The 16,394-nt window shown below is 68.4% G+C and carries 13 protein-coding genes; 5 read left to right on the forward strand and 8 right to left on the reverse strand.

Translation table 11 applies throughout. From position 1 onward, the window contains the following. Nucleotides 1-195 precede the first annotated feature (195 nt). From KF837_03505 to KF837_03525, 5 genes are all read right to left on the reverse strand, one after another. Nucleotides 196-939, reverse strand: a complete 744-nt coding sequence (locus KF837_03505) for a hypothetical protein (protein ID MBX3226346.1) — start codon at nt 937-939, stop codon at nt 196-198. 75 nt (nt 940-1,014) lie between these two features. Beyond that, a complete protein-coding gene (locus KF837_03510) occupies nt 1,015-2,043 on the reverse strand; it encodes a hypothetical protein (GenBank protein ID MBX3226347.1) in 1,029 nt (342 codons plus the stop codon). Nucleotides 2,044-2,068: 25 nt separating this feature from the next. After that, a complete protein-coding gene (purL, locus tag KF837_03515) occupies nt 2,069-4,393 on the reverse strand; it encodes a phosphoribosylformylglycinamidine synthase subunit PurL (GenBank protein ID MBX3226348.1) in 2,325 nt (774 codons plus the stop codon). Nucleotides 4,394-4,408: 15 nt separating this feature from the next. Beyond that, a complete protein-coding gene (locus KF837_03520; GenBank protein ID MBX3226349.1) occupies nt 4,409-4,846 on the reverse strand; it encodes a hypothetical protein in 438 nt (145 codons plus the stop codon). Further along, the gene (locus tag KF837_03525; GenBank protein ID MBX3226350.1) at nt 4,843-7,020 is read right to left on the reverse strand and encodes a diguanylate cyclase; all 2,178 of its coding nucleotides are present in this window, start codon (nt 7,018-7,020) and stop codon (nt 4,843-4,845) included. The genes KF837_03520 and KF837_03525 overlap by 4 nt, the downstream gene beginning before the upstream one ends. Nucleotides 7,021-7,087: 67 nt before the next feature. Here KF837_03525 and purQ point away from each other — a divergent pair, with 67 nt between their 5' ends. Further along, complete coding sequence (gene purQ, locus KF837_03530; GenBank protein MBX3226351.1) at nt 7,088-7,768, forward strand: phosphoribosylformylglycinamidine synthase subunit PurQ; 681 nt, start codon at nt 7,088-7,090, stop codon at nt 7,766-7,768. Nucleotides 7,769-7,774: 6 nt separating this feature from the next. On the opposite strand, the gene KF837_03535 is transcribed toward purQ, so the two are convergent. Continuing rightward, nucleotides 7,775-9,328, reverse strand: coding sequence for a hypothetical protein (locus KF837_03535; GenBank protein ID MBX3226352.1), 1,554 nt, complete (start codon nt 9,326-9,328; stop codon nt 7,775-7,777). Nucleotides 9,329-9,437: 109 nt separating this feature from the next. Here KF837_03535 and KF837_03540 point away from each other — a divergent pair, with 109 nt between their 5' ends. Continuing rightward, nucleotides 9,438-11,255, forward strand: coding sequence for an OmpA family protein (locus tag KF837_03540; protein ID MBX3226353.1), 1,818 nt, complete (start codon nt 9,438-9,440; stop codon nt 11,253-11,255). A 507-nt stretch (nt 11,256-11,762) separates the two neighbouring features. Here KF837_03540 and KF837_03545 read toward each other — a convergent pair. Continuing rightward, complete coding sequence (locus tag KF837_03545) at nt 11,763-12,329, reverse strand: NAD(P)H-dependent oxidoreductase (protein MBX3226354.1); 567 nt, start codon at nt 12,327-12,329, stop codon at nt 11,763-11,765. A gap of 76 nt (nt 12,330-12,405) precedes the next feature. Next, the gene (locus tag KF837_03550; GenBank protein MBX3226355.1) at nt 12,406-13,170 is read right to left on the reverse strand and encodes a Uma2 family endonuclease; all 765 of its coding nucleotides are present in this window, start codon (nt 13,168-13,170) and stop codon (nt 12,406-12,408) included. A gap of 271 nt (nt 13,171-13,441) precedes the next feature. On the opposite strand from KF837_03550, the gene KF837_03555 reads away from it, so the two are divergent. From KF837_03555 to KF837_03565, 3 genes are all read left to right on the forward strand, one after another. After that, on the forward strand, nt 13,442-14,098 hold the full coding sequence (locus tag KF837_03555; protein ID MBX3226356.1) for a hypothetical protein: 657 nt from the start codon (nt 13,442-13,444) through the stop codon (nt 14,096-14,098). Next, entirely contained in the window at nt 14,098-14,412 is a 315-nt protein-coding gene (locus KF837_03560; protein MBX3226357.1) for a hypothetical protein, read from the forward strand. The genes KF837_03555 and KF837_03560 overlap by 1 nt, the downstream gene beginning before the upstream one ends. A 201-nt stretch (nt 14,413-14,613) precedes the next feature. Further along, complete coding sequence (locus tag KF837_03565; GenBank protein MBX3226358.1) at nt 14,614-16,389, forward strand: site-specific DNA-methyltransferase; 1,776 nt, start codon at nt 14,614-14,616, stop codon at nt 16,387-16,389. Nucleotides 16,390-16,394 lie beyond the last annotated feature (5 nt).

Genomic DNA, 16,394 nt, shown 5'->3' on the forward strand with positions numbered 1-16,394 from the left:
TCGGGCTTCGCCCCGACACCCCACCCCAGACACGGCCCTCGCGCTTGCGCGCTCGGGGCGCTACGCGCCCGCATTCGCGGCCGCTTCTGGGGCCCCCGATACACCCCACCCGCGACACGGCCGTTGCGCAACGCGCTCGAGGCGGCTACGCGACCCGCATGCGCGACGCTTCTGGCGCCCTGCTTGGTGCCCTCGTTATCGCGGGCGCTTCTTCTTCGGTGCGGGTGTGGCGGGGGGGGTCTTTGCGAGCTTCTTTTTCGGTGCGGGTGCGGGGGGCTTCGCGGCCTTCTTCTTCGGCGCCGGCGCCGCTGCGGGCGGGGCCTCGAAGGCCGGCTCGGGGAGGGCGTCGGTCTTGGCGCCGTGGGCGGCGTCGTCCTTGTCGGCGTTGGCGATGGTGAGCAGGGTCTTTTCGTCGGCGGCTTCGTCGACCTGCGCGCGCTTGATCTCGGCGGCGGAGAAGTGGCGGATGGTGGCGTGTTTGCTGTCCGGGCCCGCGAGCGCGGCGTAGAGGACCTGGACCTCGAGGTTCTTTCCGCGCTGGAGCAGCTGGTTGCGGAGCTCGCGCGCCATCCGGTAATGGCAGGCGCCCTCGCCGACCGCGTCCGTCCAGCCCTTGCCCTTCTTCGCGCCGATGACGTCGCGGCGCGCGGCCGGGAGGAAGAACGCCTTGTACGCGCCGCAGTCCTGATGCTCGATGATGATCAGCTTCTTCACCTTGTGAAGCGCGATCGCGAGGTCGACGTGATCCCAGAACGTCTCGTTCCAGTGCGGCTTGAGCGGCGTCACCGCGCCGAGCGCCGCGCCGGCGATCGCGACGTGATCGTACCGGTCCTTCAGCCCCGTGCCGCGTGACGGCTCGGTGCCGTTGTACGCGCGCGGCGCGGCGTACGGCTTGGTGCCGAGGTACTCGGCGACCTCGTCCATCACCCGGAGATCCATGCATGTCAGAACGAGCGCAACACCTGTAGCCATTTGCCGATGTTCGCACGTTCCCGCCGGAACGGTTGAGATTGATCAGCGCTTCGGATCGAGGTCCTCGGCGAGGTAGCTGAGGATCACCTCGTCGAGCGATTTGTCGCTCACGAGGTCGTCGCCGAAGATCGACGGCGCCGCCGGGCTCTGCGGCTTCAGCGTCGAGCCGAAGATGTTCGCCGGGCGCGCGGGGGCGTAGCGGCCGGAGTCCTCGCGTCGATCGTCCTTCCGCGACGGCGGGAGCGTCTTCCGCGGCGGAAGGGCGGAGGGGCGCGTCGAAGGTCGGGCGGACGGACGGGCCGGCGCGCGCGTGTCGTCGTGGTGAGGCTCCACCGTGCTGTACGTGCCCGTGCCGCGCTCCTTCGCGAAGAGGTTCTTCGGCGGCGGCGGGAGATCGTTGGGCTGGAAGAGCGGGTTCACGCCGACCGCGGAGTCGCGCTCGAGCGCGTCGAAGTCCAGCGTCAGCTCCGCGGCGGACGGACGGCGCATCTCCGGAGGCGGGGCGCTCGCCACCGCGCGCTCGGGGACCGTGTTCGGGCCGTTCGCCTCGAGCGCGAACGGCTCCGCCGGCATCGAGGGACGACGGCTCTCGTCGATCGTGTTCGGCGCCGGCTCCTCCGCCACCGCCGCGATCTCGACGTGGCTCGGCGCCGGCGGAGGCACGACCTCCGCGGTCGCAGCCGTCGCAGCGTTCGCGTCGGCCGTCGCGTCGGTCGGCTTCGTCTCCGACGCCGGCGCCGGCGGTACGACCTTCGGCGCCTTCGGGTCGGAGCCCTTCTTCGCGCCCGCCCCCTCGACCAGCTCGTCGAACTGGCCGTCCCGCAAGGCGATGAACATCGCCTTGTGCTGCTCCTTCATCAGGACGCGCACAGTCTCGTTCATGCCGTCGCTGCCGACGTGCTCGGCGTACGACTTCTTCACGCTCTTCAGGATGCGCCCGCCATCCATGAAGAGGTGCGTGATGACGTGCGGATGATTGACGCCCGAGTCTTCCGTCTGGATGTGGAAGACGCGCCCTCGGTGGCGGACGTTGTTGTTGTACCCGAGGAGGGGCGACTGGAACTTCGCCATTGGGCGATCACAAAGTTACCACCTCTCAGCTGGCACCCACGATCGAAACGAGGCAGCTCTCCCGCGCCGCCTCGAGGTCGGTGAGCGCGACGTCGAGCGCGACCGTGCCTACACGGACCCCGAGCCGGCCCGTCGCAGACGTGCGGCCCACCGATCGCGCGGGGACGTTCGTGCGTCGCGCCCGCTCGAGGACCTCCGCCGCCTTCGAGGTGGACACGATCACGCGCGACGGCGCCTCGCCGAAGAGGACGCCGGTCGGCGCGCCATCCAGCGTGATTTCCGCGCCGATCGGCGCCGGGCCGGTCACGCAGCACTCCGCGAGCGCGACGGCGAGGCCGCCGTCCGCGACGTCGTGCGCGCTCGAGAGGAGGTGCGCTCGTGCGAGCTCGAGCACGAGCGACTGGAGCGCCGCCTCCGCCGTGAGGTCGATCGACGGCGCGGGCCCGCCGAGCTTCTTCGCCTTCAGCGCCTGGTATTCGCTCCCACCCAGCCCGTCGCCCGTCGGCGCTCCGAGGAGGAGGATCTCCTCGTCCGGTCGGACAAACCACTGTCGGAGGACGTCCGCCTCGTCGCGGACGAGGCCGACCGCCGCGACGGTGGGGGTCGGCAGGATCGGGCGCCGCCCCGACGCGTCCGTCGTCTCGTTGTAGAGGCTCACGTTGCCGCTCACGATCGGGACGCCGAGCGCGTCGCACGCGGCCGCGAGCCCGTCGATCGCGCGCGCGAAGGTGTCCATCGTGACGGGGTCCTCCGGGCTCGCGAAGTTGAGGCAGTCCGTGATGCCGATCGGCTCGGCGCCGGAGCAGACGAGGTTCCGGCAGACCTCCGCGATCGCCATCTTCGCGCCTTCCTCCGGCGCGAGCTCCACGTGGCGGCCGTTGCAGTCGACCGCGAACGCGAGGTGCTTCATGATCGTGGCGCCGTCTTTCGTGCAGGGTACACGCACCACGGCGGCGTCGGAGCCGGGCCGCACGATCGTGCCGCCGCGGACGATGTGATCGTACTGCCGCCAGATCCAGGCGCGCGATCCGACGTTCGGGCTCGACAAGAGCGCGAGGAGGTCTGCCTTCGGATCGGTCGTCTCCGGCACCGGCACGTCGGCCGGCGGCGGCGCGGGCTTGCGCGGTCGATCGTACGCCGGCGCGGCGTCGGTCAGCGCGTCGACGGGGATGTCGGCGACGACGACCTTCTCGCCCGCGGGCGGCTTCCCGTCGAGCGGGTCGAAGCCCGGCGTCGCGGTGACGACCCAGCGCTTCGTGTCGGTGACCCGTCCGACGATCGCGCAGTCGAGGTCCCACTTCTTGCAGATGTCGAAGACGCGCTGCTCCTTGCCCGGCTTCGCGACGAGCAACATGCGCTCCTGCGACTCCGAGAGGAGGATCTCGTACGGCGTCATCTTCCGCGCGCGGCGGGGGATCTTGTCGAGGTCGAGCTCGATGCCGTTGCCGGCGCGCCCCGCCATCTCGACCGACGACGAGGTGAGCCCCGCCGCGCCCATGTCCTGGATCCCCTCGAGGACGTCCGCGGAGAACAGCTCGAGGCACGCCTCGAGGAGGAGCTTGCCCATGAAGGGATCGCCGACCTGCATCGTGGAGCGGACGCCCTTCTTGATGCTCGACGCGGTCGCGAGCTCGCCCGCGCCCTCCTTCTTGTCGCCGAACTCGTCGGACGCCATCGTCGCGCCGTGGATGCCGTCGCGCCCCGTCTTCGCGCCGATGTAGAGGATCGCGTTGCCGATGCCGGCCGCGCGCCCGTAGAAGATGCGATCGGCGCGCGCGACGCCGCACGTGAACGCGTTGACGAGGATGTTGCCGTCGTACGACGGATCGAACTGCACCTCGCCGCCGACGGTGGGCACGCCGATCGAGTTGCCGTAGCCGCCGATGCCGGCGACGACGCCGCGCAAGAGCTCCGGCGTGCGCGCGTGATCGGGGCGGCCGAAGCGGAGCGAGTTGAGGCCCGCGATCGGGCGCGCGCCCATCGTGAAGACGTCGCGGAGGATGCCGCCGACGCCGGTCGCGGCGCCCTGGTACGGCTCGATGAAGCTCGGGTGGTTGTGCGACTCCATCTTGAACACCGCCGCGAACCCGTCGCCGATGTCGACGACGCCGGCGTTCTCGCCCGGCCCCTGGATGACGCGCGGCCCCTTCGTCGGGAGGCGCTTCAGGTGGACGCGGCTCGACTTGTAGGAGCAGTGCTCGCTCCACATGACGCTGAAGACGCCGAGCTCGGTGTAGGTCGGTTTGCGGCCGAGCGCTTCCTCGAGGCGGACGAGCTCGTCGGGGGAGACCTTGTGCTGCTTGACGATCTCGGGCGTGATCGCGACGTCACCGGGGAACGCGTTCGGCATGCCCCGTCTCTTAGTTCAAGGTTCGTCCGGCGTCAGCGCTCGATGGACCTCGCCCGCGAGACGGTCCGCGACCGCGCCGTCGAGCTCGAGCGCGTCCTGGACGTCGAGGTCGAACTCGAACTCCTCGTCCGCGGCGGCGAGGTCGGCGACGGCGGTGAGCACCGTCGTCTTGTAGGCGGTGTGGCGCGCGACCGTGCTCGCGAGGGCGGAGGCGGCTGCGCGGAGGTGCTCGAGGCGGTCTTCGCGCGTCGCGAGCGCGAGGACGGGATCGAGCGAGGCGATCGGGACGCGCAGCTCCCTGCAGAGTGCATAGATCACGTCGAGCTCCTCCGGCGCGAGCTTGTCGTCGGCGGCGACGGCGAGGGCGGCGATCTCGAGCACGCGCCGCGCGTCGTCGCCTCGTAGATCGGGGGTGCCGATCACCTTCTTGATCATCTCGGGGGTGATGCTCATCCGCGCTTGCTCGTGGGGGGAGGGAGGGAGACGTTGCCGCGGGCCTGACGCTCCCGCTTCGCGGCGTACATCTGCGCGTCGGCGGCGTTGAGGAGCTGCTCGATCGTCCGCGGCGCGTGCGGGTCGAACTCCGTGTAGCCGACGCTGACCGACACGCGGTAGAGGCGCGTGCACCCGTCGTTGAACGCGGCGACGGTGTTCTTCAGCGCGCGCTCGCACGCGGTCGGCGACTTCCCGTCGGGCTCCGGGACGAGGACGACGAACTCGTCGCCGCCGAGGCGCGCGATGAGCGCGTCGTCGTCGAACGCCTTCTCGAGGAGGCGCGCGGTGTCGACGAGCGCGCGGTCGCCCTCGTGGTGGCCGAGCTGGTCGTTGATCGGCTTCATGCCGTTCAGGTCGACGAAGAAGAGGATCGGGGCGCGGCGCGCGCTCTCGGCCGCGTCGAGCAGCTTCTGCCCGCGCGCGATGAAGCCGCGGCGGTTGACGAGGCCGGTGAGCTCGTCGCGGACGGAGAGCTCGCCGAGGCGCGCGGCGGTGCGCTCGCGCTCGGTGACGTCGCGATGCATCCACAGGTTGCCGCGGTGGGCGCCGCCGTCGATGACGGGGATGAAGTCGCGCTCGAGGATGCGGCCGTCGGCGAGCTCGATGCGCTCGCCGAGGACGCGCTCCCCCGCGCGGCGCTTCTCGTCCATCGCGTAGGCGGCGAGGGCGGGATCGGCGAAGCTGCTTCGCGCGCCGGGGGTCGTGATCGAGGCCGGCGCCGCGATGTCGGCGCCGAGGAGCGCGCTCGCGCTGCTCACGCCGAACATCTCGAGCGCGGCGCGGTTCACGAGCTGGACGCGGAAGCTCTCGTCCTCGAAGAGCACGCCTTCGGGCATGTGCTCGAGGAGCGCGGTGAGACGCGCGGTGAGGGTGCGGAGCTCGTTCGCCTCGTTCGCGCGATCGGTGACGTCGAAGTAGATCATGATCGCGGCGACGACGTCGGCGCGCTCGTAGACCGGCTCGCAGCGCGCCTCGTAGGTGCGGTCGGCGCGGATCGCGGTGAACGACGCGGAGTGCCCTTCGAAGCAGGTGCGGAGCGCCGCCTCCGTCCGCAGCCAGTTGCTCGGGCTCGCGACGGCGGAGAAGCTCTTGCCGACGATCTCGGCGGGGTTGAGGTCCAGCTTCGCGAAGAGCGCGCCCTCCGCGAGGAGGATCTCGAAGCGGCGGTCGATGAGGTAGACGAGCGCGTTCGGGATGTTGCCGGCGAGCTTGTGGTAGAGCGCCTCGTTCATGCGCGCCTTGCGCTCGAGCGCGCGCCGCTCGGTCATGTCGTGCATGACCATGACCGCGCCGCCGGCGGGGAGCGGCCGCGCGGCGACGTTCACGCAGTACTCCGTCCACGGACGCTTCGGCGGGCGGACGACGATGTCGACGTTCGAGACGACCTCGCCGTTCGCGGCGCGCACGAGCGGAAGCTCCTCGGGCAGGAGGTGCGTCTGCCCGTCCGCGCGGTACAGCCCGACCGTGACGGGCCGCTCGTGGGTGGGGCTCTCCAGCGCGCCCTCGTCGATCATTCGCTTCGCGTCCGCGTTGATGACGGTGAGCTTGCGGTCCGCGTCCATGACCATGAGCCCCGAGCCCATCGTGTCGAGGACGACCTCGAGCAGCTGCCGCCGCTCCTCGGCCTGAATCATGGCGCGATGCGCGGCGATCTGCGCCTCCACCGCGCCGGAGAGGTCCTTCAAGATCGTGAGCTCGCGCTCGGTCCACTTCCGCGGCTTCGCGTCCGCGATGCAGAAGGCTCCGACCGCCTCGCCCTCGTCGACCATGATCGGCACGCCGGCGTACGCGACGAGGGAGCCGTCCTCGACGAACGGGTTGTCCTTGGCGAGCGGGTGGACGCGCGCGTCTTCGACGACGAACGGCTCACGGCTGCGGACGGCGTGCTGGCAGAAGGAGTGGGCGACCAGGCCCTGCCGCGAGTCGCCGAGGCCGACGCCGCTCTTGATGAACTGACGCTCGGCGTCGAGGAGCGACATCGCCGCGACCGGGACGCCGAGGACGCTCGCGGCGAGCCGGGTAAGGCGGTCGAAGACCTCGTCCTTCTCCGTATTCATGAGCCGCGTCGCCGCGAGCGAGGCCAGCCGGCGCGGAGACGAGAGCGGATCGGACGAGCGGGGCGCGTCGGCCATCGCCTCCAGGCTAGAGCGGCCTTCGGGTCGTGACCAGCGGTGGGTCGCGTGGTAGTGACGCTCGCTCATGCGCGCCGCCGTCGTCCTGTTCCCCGGTCTCAACGCCGACACCGAAATGGTCCGCACGCTGCAGCTCGCGGGGACGAGGGTGGAGGTCGTCTGGCACGCCGAGACCGCGCTGCCGGCGGGGACCGATCTCGTCGCGATCCCCGGGGGCTTCAGCTACGGCGATTACCTGCGTTGCGGAGCAATCGCGAAAGTCGGTGGAATCATGAAATCCGTCGCGGCCCACGCCGCCGCGGGCGGGTACGTGCTCGGGGTCTGCAACGGCTTTCAGATCCTCACCGAGTGCGGCCTCTTGCCGGGAGCGCTCACGCGCAACACGGGCCTGCGCTTCGAGTGCCGCGACGTCCACGTGAAGGTCGAGGCGGACGGTCCGTTCTCGCCGAAGCCCGGCTCGGTCCTGCGCCTCCCGATCGCGCACGGCGAAGGCCGCTATCAGGCGACCCCCGACGTCGTGCGGCGGCTCGAAGGGGAGGGGCTCGTCGCGCTCCGTTATTGCGACGCGTCCGGCGACGTCGACGAGCGCTCCAACCCGAACGGCTCGATCGGCAACATCGCCGGCATCTACGGCGGTCCGCGCAAGAACGTGCTCGGGCTCATGCCGCATCCGGAGCGCATGAGCGAGGCCTGCCTCGGCGGCACCGGCGGGCTCGAGCTGTTCCAGGCCGTCGTCCGCGCGGCTTAGTCGGGCTCAATCGGCCTCGCGCCGTCCTGGGAGCTCGATCGGCTTCTGCGGCTTGGGCTCGAGGACCGGCTTCTGCCGCGTCGGCTCGCGGACGACCTCCTTCATGTCCTCGACGGCGCGCTTGAGGGCGCGGAGGCTCGTCGAGCCCGCGACGACGAACATGAGCTGGTAGGTCTCGTGCCGCGCGGTGCCGATCTCGGGCGGCAGCTGGTACGAGTTCACCGCGAGGCGCTCGCCCCAGCCGTACGCGAGCTCGGTGCCGAGCATGAGCTCTCCGGCGGCGCCGTGCGTGCCGATGCCGAGGGACGCGGTGAGCCGGTTCTGTCGCAGCGCGAAGTAGTTGAACAGCGTGCCGCGCAGCGTGCCCGCCGGCGCGCCGCTGACGTCTCCGCTCACGCCGGTGAGCAGGCTGATGCGCGGCGACATGAAGAGCTCCGCGCCGGCGGCGAGGTTCACGACGCCGTTCGATCGCTGCGCGAGGTCGAGCGTCACCGGCTGGTCCACGATCGTGCCGTTCTGCTTCGTCGTCTGGAACCCCTCGAGCTCGGCGCGGTACGCGGCGTCGAGGTGGTGGAAGTAGAAGGCGTCGATCTCGAGCGATCCCCACGTCCCCTCGACGCCGGTGCCGACGCCGACGCGCATCGGCTGCCGCGCGAGGAACGAGCCGTTCGCCGCGAGCTGGAACGTCTCCGACCCCGCGCCGTCGTACGTCGCCTCGCGGTTCACGCCGCCGACGCCGAAGACGTGCACGGTCGGGCTGCGGACGGAGAGGCCGAGCGTCTGCTTGCCGAAGCGCGCGGTCATGCCGGCGGTGCCCGCGAGCTGGAAGCTCGTGCCCTTCGACGCGCCGTAGAAGGAGGACGTGATCGCCGACGCGGGCGTCCCGTAGGTCACCGCGCTCGCGGTGAGGAGGCTCCGGTGCGTGATGATGCTCGCGTGGACGGAGGCGCCGATCGAGAGCCAGTTGTTGACGCGCAGCGCGTAGGTCGGGCCGGCGGCGAACTGGCTGTAGCGCTGCGAGAGCGTCTGCGCCTGGCGCGTGACGCCGTTGTTGGGCTGGACCTTGCTGAAGTCCTCCGCGCCGTAGTTGAACTCCTCGCTCTGGATCGTCGCGAGGCAGAGGCCGACGTGCGCGTTGTTGAGCGCTTCGTCCCGCCCTCGCGCCGCGAGCGGGTTGAGCTTCGACGAGAAGAAGTAAAAGCAGAGGCTCGACGGCGGCGTGTCGAAGTCGATGTCCGTCATCGAGCGGTCGCGGACGTCGATGTTGCCGAAGCGAGGGTCGACCGGGCCGGGCGCGTACCAGTTCGACGCGTGCATGTACGTCAGCTTGTAGAAGTTGACGGAGAACGAGAGCCGCTGGTCGTCGACGAGGACCGCGGTCGCGGGGTTCAGGAACGACGCGCTCGCGTCCCGCCCGAACGTGATGCCGGTCCCGCCGAGGAGCTGCGATCGCCCCCCGATCGGCGCGAGCCGGTAGCTGAGCTGCGCGTCCGCGCGCGCCGCTCCGAGGAGGATCCCCAGCGCGGCGAGCAACCCGAAGAGACGGCGTTCGGGCTGCATGAACGGAGCTATCTACACCCGTCCGGGGCGCCGGACCCCGCCCGAATTGCCGCGCCGATCGGACAAACCAGGCGGAGCCCCGATTGTGGTAGGGTGCGCGGCCATGCGAATGAAGAGCTTGCTCGGCGCCGTGGCCCTCGTCGGCGCGACCTTGTATTCCGAAACGGCCAGCGCACAGCGCGTCCTCGAAGGCTTTGCGGTTCAGAAGTTCGAGCCGTCCGAGCGTGGCAGCGAGTGGTTCGGCAACGAGTCGCTCGACCTGCGCGGCAAGATCCGCCCCGCGGTCGGCGTCGTGTCCGACTTCTCGCGCCGCTCGCTCATCATCTTCGAGGACAACGACAACGTCCGCGGCTCGGTCATCCGTAACCAGGTCTTCCTCCATCCGGGCGGAAGTCTCGTCCTCTTCGACCGGCTGCGCCTCGCGGTGAACGTGCCGATCCAGGTGTTCGTCGACGGCAACTCCGCGACCGTCTTCCGCGACGAGACCGGCGCGGGCGTCGTCACCACGTCGTTCGCCGAGCCGGCGAACTCGAGCGCGATGGGTGACCTCCGCTTCGGCGCCGACGTCCGCCTCGCCGGCGTCTACGGCGATCCCTTCACCGTCGCGGCCGGGCTCCAGGTCTGGGCGCCGACCGGCAGCACTGCCAACTACGCGAGCGACGGCCACGCGCGCCTCAAGCCGCGCGTCATGGTCGCGGGCGACATCGGCGCGTTCACGTACGCCGGCAGCGTCGGCGTCAACTTCCGCACGCGCGGCTACGAGCGCATGGGCCCGGCCGGCATCGGCCACGAGCTCAACCTCACCGCCGCCCTCGGCGCGAAGGTCCTCGACAAGACGCTCACGGTCGGCCCCGAGATGTGGATGTCGTCCGTCATGACGAACAACCGCTTCCTCGAGAAGAAGTGGACCCCGCTCGAGGTCGGCGCGGGAGCGCACTACCTCATCGCGAACCAGGTCCGCGTCGGCGCGGCGCTCATGGGCGGTCCGGTCCGCGCGTGGTCGAACCCGGTCTATCGCATCATCGCGATGGCGGAGTGGGCGCCCGGCGTCGTCGACGATCGCGACGGCGACGGCATCCCCGACAACGAGGACGCGTGCCCCGATCAGAAGGGCGTGCGCAGCGCCGAGCCGTCGCGCAACGGCTGTCCCGAGGTCGCGCCGCAGCAGGTCGCGGGCCCGACCGATCGCGACAACGACGGCATCCCCGATCAGCAGGACGCCTGCCCCGACGTGCCGGGCGTGAAGACGGACGACCCGACGACGAACGGCTGCCGCGACACCGACGGCGACGGCTTCTTCGATCCGAAGGACGCCTGCCCGACGGAGAAGGGCATCGCGAGCCAGGATCCGATGACGAACGGCTGCCCGGACACCGACGGTGACGGCATCTTCGACAAGGTCGACGCGTGCCCGACCGAAGCGGGCCCGAAGAGCGAGGACCCGAAGAAGAACGGCTGCCCGATCGGCGACAAGGACAAGGACGGCATCAAGGACGACGTCGATGCATGTCCGGACGAGCCGGGCCCGGCGAGCCCCGATCCGAAGCGCAACGGCTGCCCGATGGCCTTCATCTCGCAGGGTCAGATCAAGATCCTGGACCAGGTGAAGTTCAAGACCGGCAGCGCCGCGATCGAGAACGGCAAGGACAGCGAGGAGGTCCTCGAGGCGGTGCGTGCGGTCCTCCAGACGCACACGGAGATCAAGAAGATCCGCATCGAAGGCCACACCGACAACAAGGGCGCGGCCGCGATGAACAAGAAGCTCTCCGCCGATCGCGCGGCGAGCGTGAAGACATGGCTCGTGAAGAAGGGCATCGCCGCCGACCGCATGTCGACGACCGGCTTCGGCCTCGAGAAGCCCATCGACACGAACGAAACGGAGACGGGGCGCAAGAACAACCGCCGCGTCGAGTTCCACATCGAGTAACGCACTCGAGTCAACGTCGGGGGCTTCGCCCCCGACACCCCCACCCCAGACACGGCCCTCGCGCTTTGCGCGAGGGTCGCTTCGCGACCGCTTGCGCGGCCGCTTCTGGGGCCCCGGGACGCCCCCGGGCACATGGGCTTTGCGCTTGCGCGAGGGGGCTTTGTGCTTTGCGCGAGGGGGCTTTGCGCGAGGTCGCTTCGCGCTTGTGCGGCCGCTTCTGGGGCCCGGGGTGACCTGGCACACGGGCTTTGCGCTTTGCGCGAGGGGGCGCTTCGCGACCGTTTGCGGGGCCGCTCTGGGCCGTGGACACACGGCCCTCGCGCTTTTGCGCTTGCGCTTGGGTTGCTCGGTTGCGCGGCCGTTTGGGGCACCGGGTTGGATGGGCGCCTCAGACACGGCCTCGCTTCGACTCGGGGCGCTTCGCGCTTGGTTGCGCGGGCGCTTCTGGGAGCGGGGGCGTGTGGTTGAAAGGGTCGGCTTCCTTCGAGGAGGTCGGCCCTTGGTGTTTCAGGTGGGGGTGGTGTTGCGGGTGATGAAGCGTGTGAAGCCGGTCATGTATTTTTCGAGCTGGGTGCGGGTGGTGTCGTCGATGAGGGCGCCGTCGGCGTCGAAGACCTTGCCTGCGCTCGGGACCTGGAGGCGTCCGCCGGTGTAGAGGTGCATTCCGAGGGTGCGGAGGACGGGGAGCCATGCGGCTTGCGCCATCGCGGTGCCGCCGCGTCCGGGGGTGGCGCCGATCACGCCGACGGCGCGCTCTCCGAAGACGCGCGGGATGTCGGCGCCCGGGCGCGAGAGCCAGTCGATCGCGTTCTTGAGGACGCCGGGGATCCCGTTGTTGTACTCGGGGCTGACGATGAGGAGCCCGTCGGCTGCCACGACCTTCTCCTTCAACGCGACGACGGCCGCCGGCAACCCGGACGCCGCCTCGACGTCGCCGTCGTAGAGCGGGATCTCGCGGATCGAACCCACCTCGATCGTCGCTCCCTCCGGCGCCGCCGCCACCGCCGCCCGCAGCAACATCGAGTTGAACCCATTGACGCGAAGACTCCCAGAGACGGCGAGGATGGTGGTCATGCCCGCCAGTCCAGCACGAGCCCGCGCCCAGAGCGAAACGTGAATGCCATACGCATCCGCGGGCGTGCTGGTGCGCTCAGGCGTCAGGATCGACGCCGAGCGCGCGTAGCCGTGCGGCGAGCGCCTCGGCGCGTGTGGCGGAGCTCTCGGCGCGCGCTTCTGCGGCAGCCGCTCGTTGGGCCTCGCGGTCGGCTCGCTCGGCCTCTCGGCGCGCTCGCTCTTCGCTTTCTCTCGGAGTCGGAAGGAGGTTTCCGTCGAGATCGGTCCAGCGGAGCCAGTTCGTGTGCATCCCCTCGAAGGTGCCGTCCCATCGGACGAGCGCGAGGCCTTCGGCGACGAAGCGGGTGTCGTTCCTCTGTACGTACGCCCCGCTATGGAGCGAGAACGCGACGACCTCTTCGGAGCCGAGCCTGCGCAGCGGATCGAACACGACGTAGTTCGTGATCCTCATGCGCTCGTAGTCGCGGAGCTTGGTGCTGAGCTCGCCGCCGAGGGTCTCGGAGACGATCTCGATGACGATGTCGGGCGGCTTTCCGAGCTCCCAGAAGAAGTACGAGCTGAGCTTCTCGGGACCGCTCGCGGCGGGTGGGTCGACGTCGAAGCTGACGAAGACGTCGGGCACGATGGCCGGATTCTTCGCGACCGCGAACAACCCGACGTTGGCGGCGGCGATGAAGCGGCGTCCTCGCGGAGCCGTCCAGCAGTCGAGCGGCGCCGTGAGCAGCCGCATCTGCTTCTCGGCGAGGAAGCTATCCACGGGCGCGCCGTCCTCGGTGACGAGGTGACTCACGTCCGGCGCGCCCGGCAACGGCGCCTGCTCGCGTTGCTCGCGTTGTGACATCGACATCGATCGTACCTCCTGCCTGCATCGTCGTCATGACCGCGCGGGTCACGAGCACGTCGCGTGCCCCGACCACGGCTCAATGTTTTCGCGTCGTTGTCGCGCGCCCGAGGTGGCCGGGGCCAGACAGGGCCATGCCAGGGGCCAACCCAAGCGGCTTTGCCCTAGAACGGGTACCGCGCCCCGTAACCCCACCGTGCTGCACCAAAACCTAGGACACCGTGACGGGCTGCGTCAGGGCGACCCTAGCGGTACGCTCGGTTCCTGACGGATGCAGAAGGAACGGATTCTCGCTGAGATCAAGCGCACGGCCTCTGAGAACGGAGGTGCTCCGCTCGGGATGCATCGCTTCCAGAAGGAGACCGGAATCACTCGAGACGCTTGGCTCGGGAAGTTCTGGCGAAGGTGGAACGATGCCGTTCAAGAGGCCGGCTTCACTCCAAATGCCCCGTCGCAGCCGGTTGAACGCGACGACCTCCTACGCCATCTCGCTCTGTTGACGAGAGAGCACGGCCGGTTTCCGACGGATGCAGACTTGTCGTTGGCGAAGGTGAACGGCGCACCCCTCCCGCACAAGCATCGGTTTCGGAAGCTGGGCACCTTGCCGGCTCGCATCGGACTCCTCCGAACCTTCGTCCGCGAGCACCCGGAGTACGAAGACGTGCTTGTTCTCCTCCCCTCTGGAGAGTCCACCGATCCCGAGGAAGGGCCGGACACAGCCACGGTCGACGGTGCCCTCTACATGTTGAAGCTCGGGAAGCACTTCAAGATCGGGAAGTTCGGCGGAGCCGTTCGAGCGAAGAACCAGACGGCGCAGTTCAACGAGGTCTTGGCGAAGATGCTCTGCCACAACCTCTCGGTCCTCGTTCACGAGATCCATGAGCTTGGGATCGAGCCGGCCTTCTGGATGCCGCGGGAGGTGGCGTGATGAGCTACCGAACGATCTCGACCGAAGTGCTCACGCTGGAGGAACAAGACGCGGTTCTTCGCGGGCTTCAATTCCTGCGGGCGAAGCTCGGAGGATGGAAGAACGTGGCGAAGCTGGTCCGCTTCAAAGAGCCGACCCTCGGCGACGTCGCGGGCAAGCGGAGGGGCGTATCGCCCGAGCTGGCCTTTCGAGTCGCGAAGGTCGTCGGCGTCTCGATCAGCGATCTTCTTGAAGGCCGGTGGCCTGAGCCAGGAACGTGCCCGAGGTGTGGGTACCGGAGTCCTGGGGACGGAGTCGCGACCTCGCGAGCCTGACCTCTGCGCGGCGAGTTCGATAAGCCGAAAAAAGGAGCAACCACGCGGCCCTGAGGGACGACGGCCGGTGTCACCACCGGGATGACCATCTCCGTCCGCACCAGCGATGTTTCCGTCCTCCCGTCGAAATTTGAACGCCTCATCTCCCAAGAAGGGCCAAGAAGTGGACTCGTTCGGTCATGGCATCCGACAATTCCCTACATGCTTGAGACGGGGATCTTCTGGTACGGCGACAACCTCACCGTCATGCGCGAGTACCTCACGGGTGATGGCGAGGTCGACCTCATCTACCTCGACCCTCCATTCAATTCGGAGCGCCGGTACAACGTACCGCTGACGGAGGAGGACGGCTCCCCGTCTCAGGCACAACTCCAAGCGTTCGCCGACTATTGGCGCTGGGGAAAGGAAGCAGAGGACGCCTTCGATCAGTGCACGCGCCCCCGCCGCAAGTACCTCGTGTCGGCGATGTTCATCGAGACCATGCAGATGCTTCGTCGCGTCCTCGGGCAGAACAATATGATGGCGTACCTCTCGATGATGGCGGTGCGCCTGGTCGAGATGAAACGGTTGCTGAAGCCGACCGGATCTCTCTACCTGCACTGCGATCCAACGGCGAGTCACTATGTCAAACTCGTCCTCGACGCGTTGTTTGGCGCGAAGTGCTTTCGCAACGAGATCATCTGGAAGCGTACGAGCGGCCACAGCGATGCCGTCGGATACGGAAGCATTCACGACACGATTCTATTTTACACGAATAGCGACACCGCGACCTGGAGCCAGCAACACGTCGAGTATGACGAGGAATACGCCGAAAAGTACTATCGCTATCGCGACAAGCCTACTCGCGAATTCCCAGAGGGTCGACGCTTCATGTCCGACAATCTCAGCGCCGCCGGCCTCGCGGGAGGAGGGTACACATACGAATGGAACGGCGTTACTCGTGAGTGGCGTTGTCCGGAATCAACGATGAGTGATCTGGATCGAAAGGGCCTGGTCTTCTATACGAAGAATGGGATGCCACGCCGAAAGCGCTATCTTGACGAGGCTAAGGGCCTACCAGCGCCCGACCTTTGGACGGACGTTGAGCCTCTTCGCTCCTGGCACGAAGAGAAGACTGGCTACCCGACGCAAAAGCCATTGGCTCTGCTGAAGCGGATCATTCTCGCTTCGTCCAAAGAGGGTGACGTAATCCTCGACCCATTTTGCGGTTGTGGAACAGCGATTGTCGCTGCGCAGGAGTTGAAGCGGCAGTGGATCGGCATCGACATCACGCATGTGGCCGTGAGCGTCCTGAAGACACGTATGGAGAAGAAGTTCCCAGGTCTCACCTTCCGCGTGCGAGGGGAGCCCGAGGACATCGCGAGCGCTCTCCGCCTCGCCGATGAAAAGCCGTTGGAGTTTCAGGCGTGGATCGTCGACAGAGTTGGCGGAATGCCGACCGAGGCCGAAAAGCAGAAGAAGGTTGCCAGAGGGGGTGGGGACGACAACCGGGACGGATTCATTCTGTTTCGAGACGATCCGAAGGCCGCACGGAGCAAGAGGATGCTGCTGTCGGTGAAGGCCGGCGATTCATATGTCAATAAGCCACAAGAGACCGTGGACTCGCTTGGCGGCGCGATGCAACGCCATGGTGCGGTACTCGGTGCTCTCTTGGTGTCGCACCGTCCCAGCGAGACCACATACAAGAGGGCGGCGAGCTACGGTTATTGGACCTCCGAGACCTATGGGAAGAAGTATCCGGTGATTCAGATTGTCACACTGGAAGACCTGTTTGCCGACGGTTGGCGCGGGGTCAACATCCCAGGCGAGAATACGACGAGGATTTCCGCGCCGCCCCCTGGAACGCCGGGGGCGAGCGAGGAACTGTTCGACGCGCTCGGGAACCCGAAAGTCGCCCCACGACCGCCGAAAAAGGCTCTTCCTGGTCAGCTTGAAATCCCGGCCGTCGCGCGGCCCAAGAAGCGAGCATCAAAGTAGCAAGC

It is taken from the genome of Labilithrix sp. (genome assembly GCA_019637155.1).
In the GTDB taxonomy this organism is placed as follows: Bacteria; Myxococcota_A; Polyangia; order Polyangiales; family Polyangiaceae; genus Labilithrix.

Excerpts from the sequence above, each read along its gene's own strand:
- KF837_03505 (MBX3226346.1), bottom strand. The coding sequence starts at position 939 with ATGGATCTCCGGGTGATGGACGAGGTCGCCGAGTACCTCGGCACCAAG.
- KF837_03510 (MBX3226347.1), bottom strand. The coding sequence starts at position 2,043 with ATGGCGAAGTTCCAGTCGCCCCTCCTCGGGTACAACAACAACGTCCGC.
- purL (MBX3226348.1), bottom strand. The coding sequence starts at position 4,393 with ATGCCGAACGCGTTCCCCGGTGACGTCGCGATCACGCCCGAGATCGTC.
- KF837_03520 (MBX3226349.1), bottom strand. The coding sequence starts at position 4,846 with ATGAGCATCACCCCCGAGATGATCAAGAAGGTGATCGGCACCCCCGAT.
- KF837_03525 (MBX3226350.1), bottom strand. The coding sequence starts at position 7,020 with ATGGCCGACGCGCCCCGCTCGTCCGATCCGCTCTCGTCTCCGCGCCGG.
- purQ (MBX3226351.1), top strand. The coding sequence starts at position 7,088 with ATGCGCGCCGCCGTCGTCCTGTTCCCCGGTCTCAACGCCGACACCGAA.
- KF837_03535 (MBX3226352.1), bottom strand. The coding sequence starts at position 9,328 with ATGCAGCCCGAACGCCGTCTCTTCGGGTTGCTCGCCGCGCTGGGGATC.
- KF837_03540 (MBX3226353.1), top strand. The coding sequence starts at position 9,438 with ATGAAGAGCTTGCTCGGCGCCGTGGCCCTCGTCGGCGCGACCTTGTAT.
- KF837_03545 (MBX3226354.1), bottom strand. The coding sequence starts at position 12,329 with ATGACCACCATCCTCGCCGTCTCTGGGAGTCTTCGCGTCAATGGGTTC.
- KF837_03550 (MBX3226355.1), bottom strand. The coding sequence starts at position 13,170 with ATGTCACAACGCGAGCAACGCGAGCAGGCGCCGTTGCCGGGCGCGCCG.
- KF837_03555 (MBX3226356.1), top strand. The coding sequence starts at position 13,442 with ATGCAGAAGGAACGGATTCTCGCTGAGATCAAGCGCACGGCCTCTGAG.
- KF837_03560 (MBX3226357.1), top strand. The coding sequence starts at position 14,098 with ATGAGCTACCGAACGATCTCGACCGAAGTGCTCACGCTGGAGGAACAA.
- KF837_03565 (MBX3226358.1), top strand. The coding sequence starts at position 14,614 with ATGCTTGAGACGGGGATCTTCTGGTACGGCGACAACCTCACCGTCATG.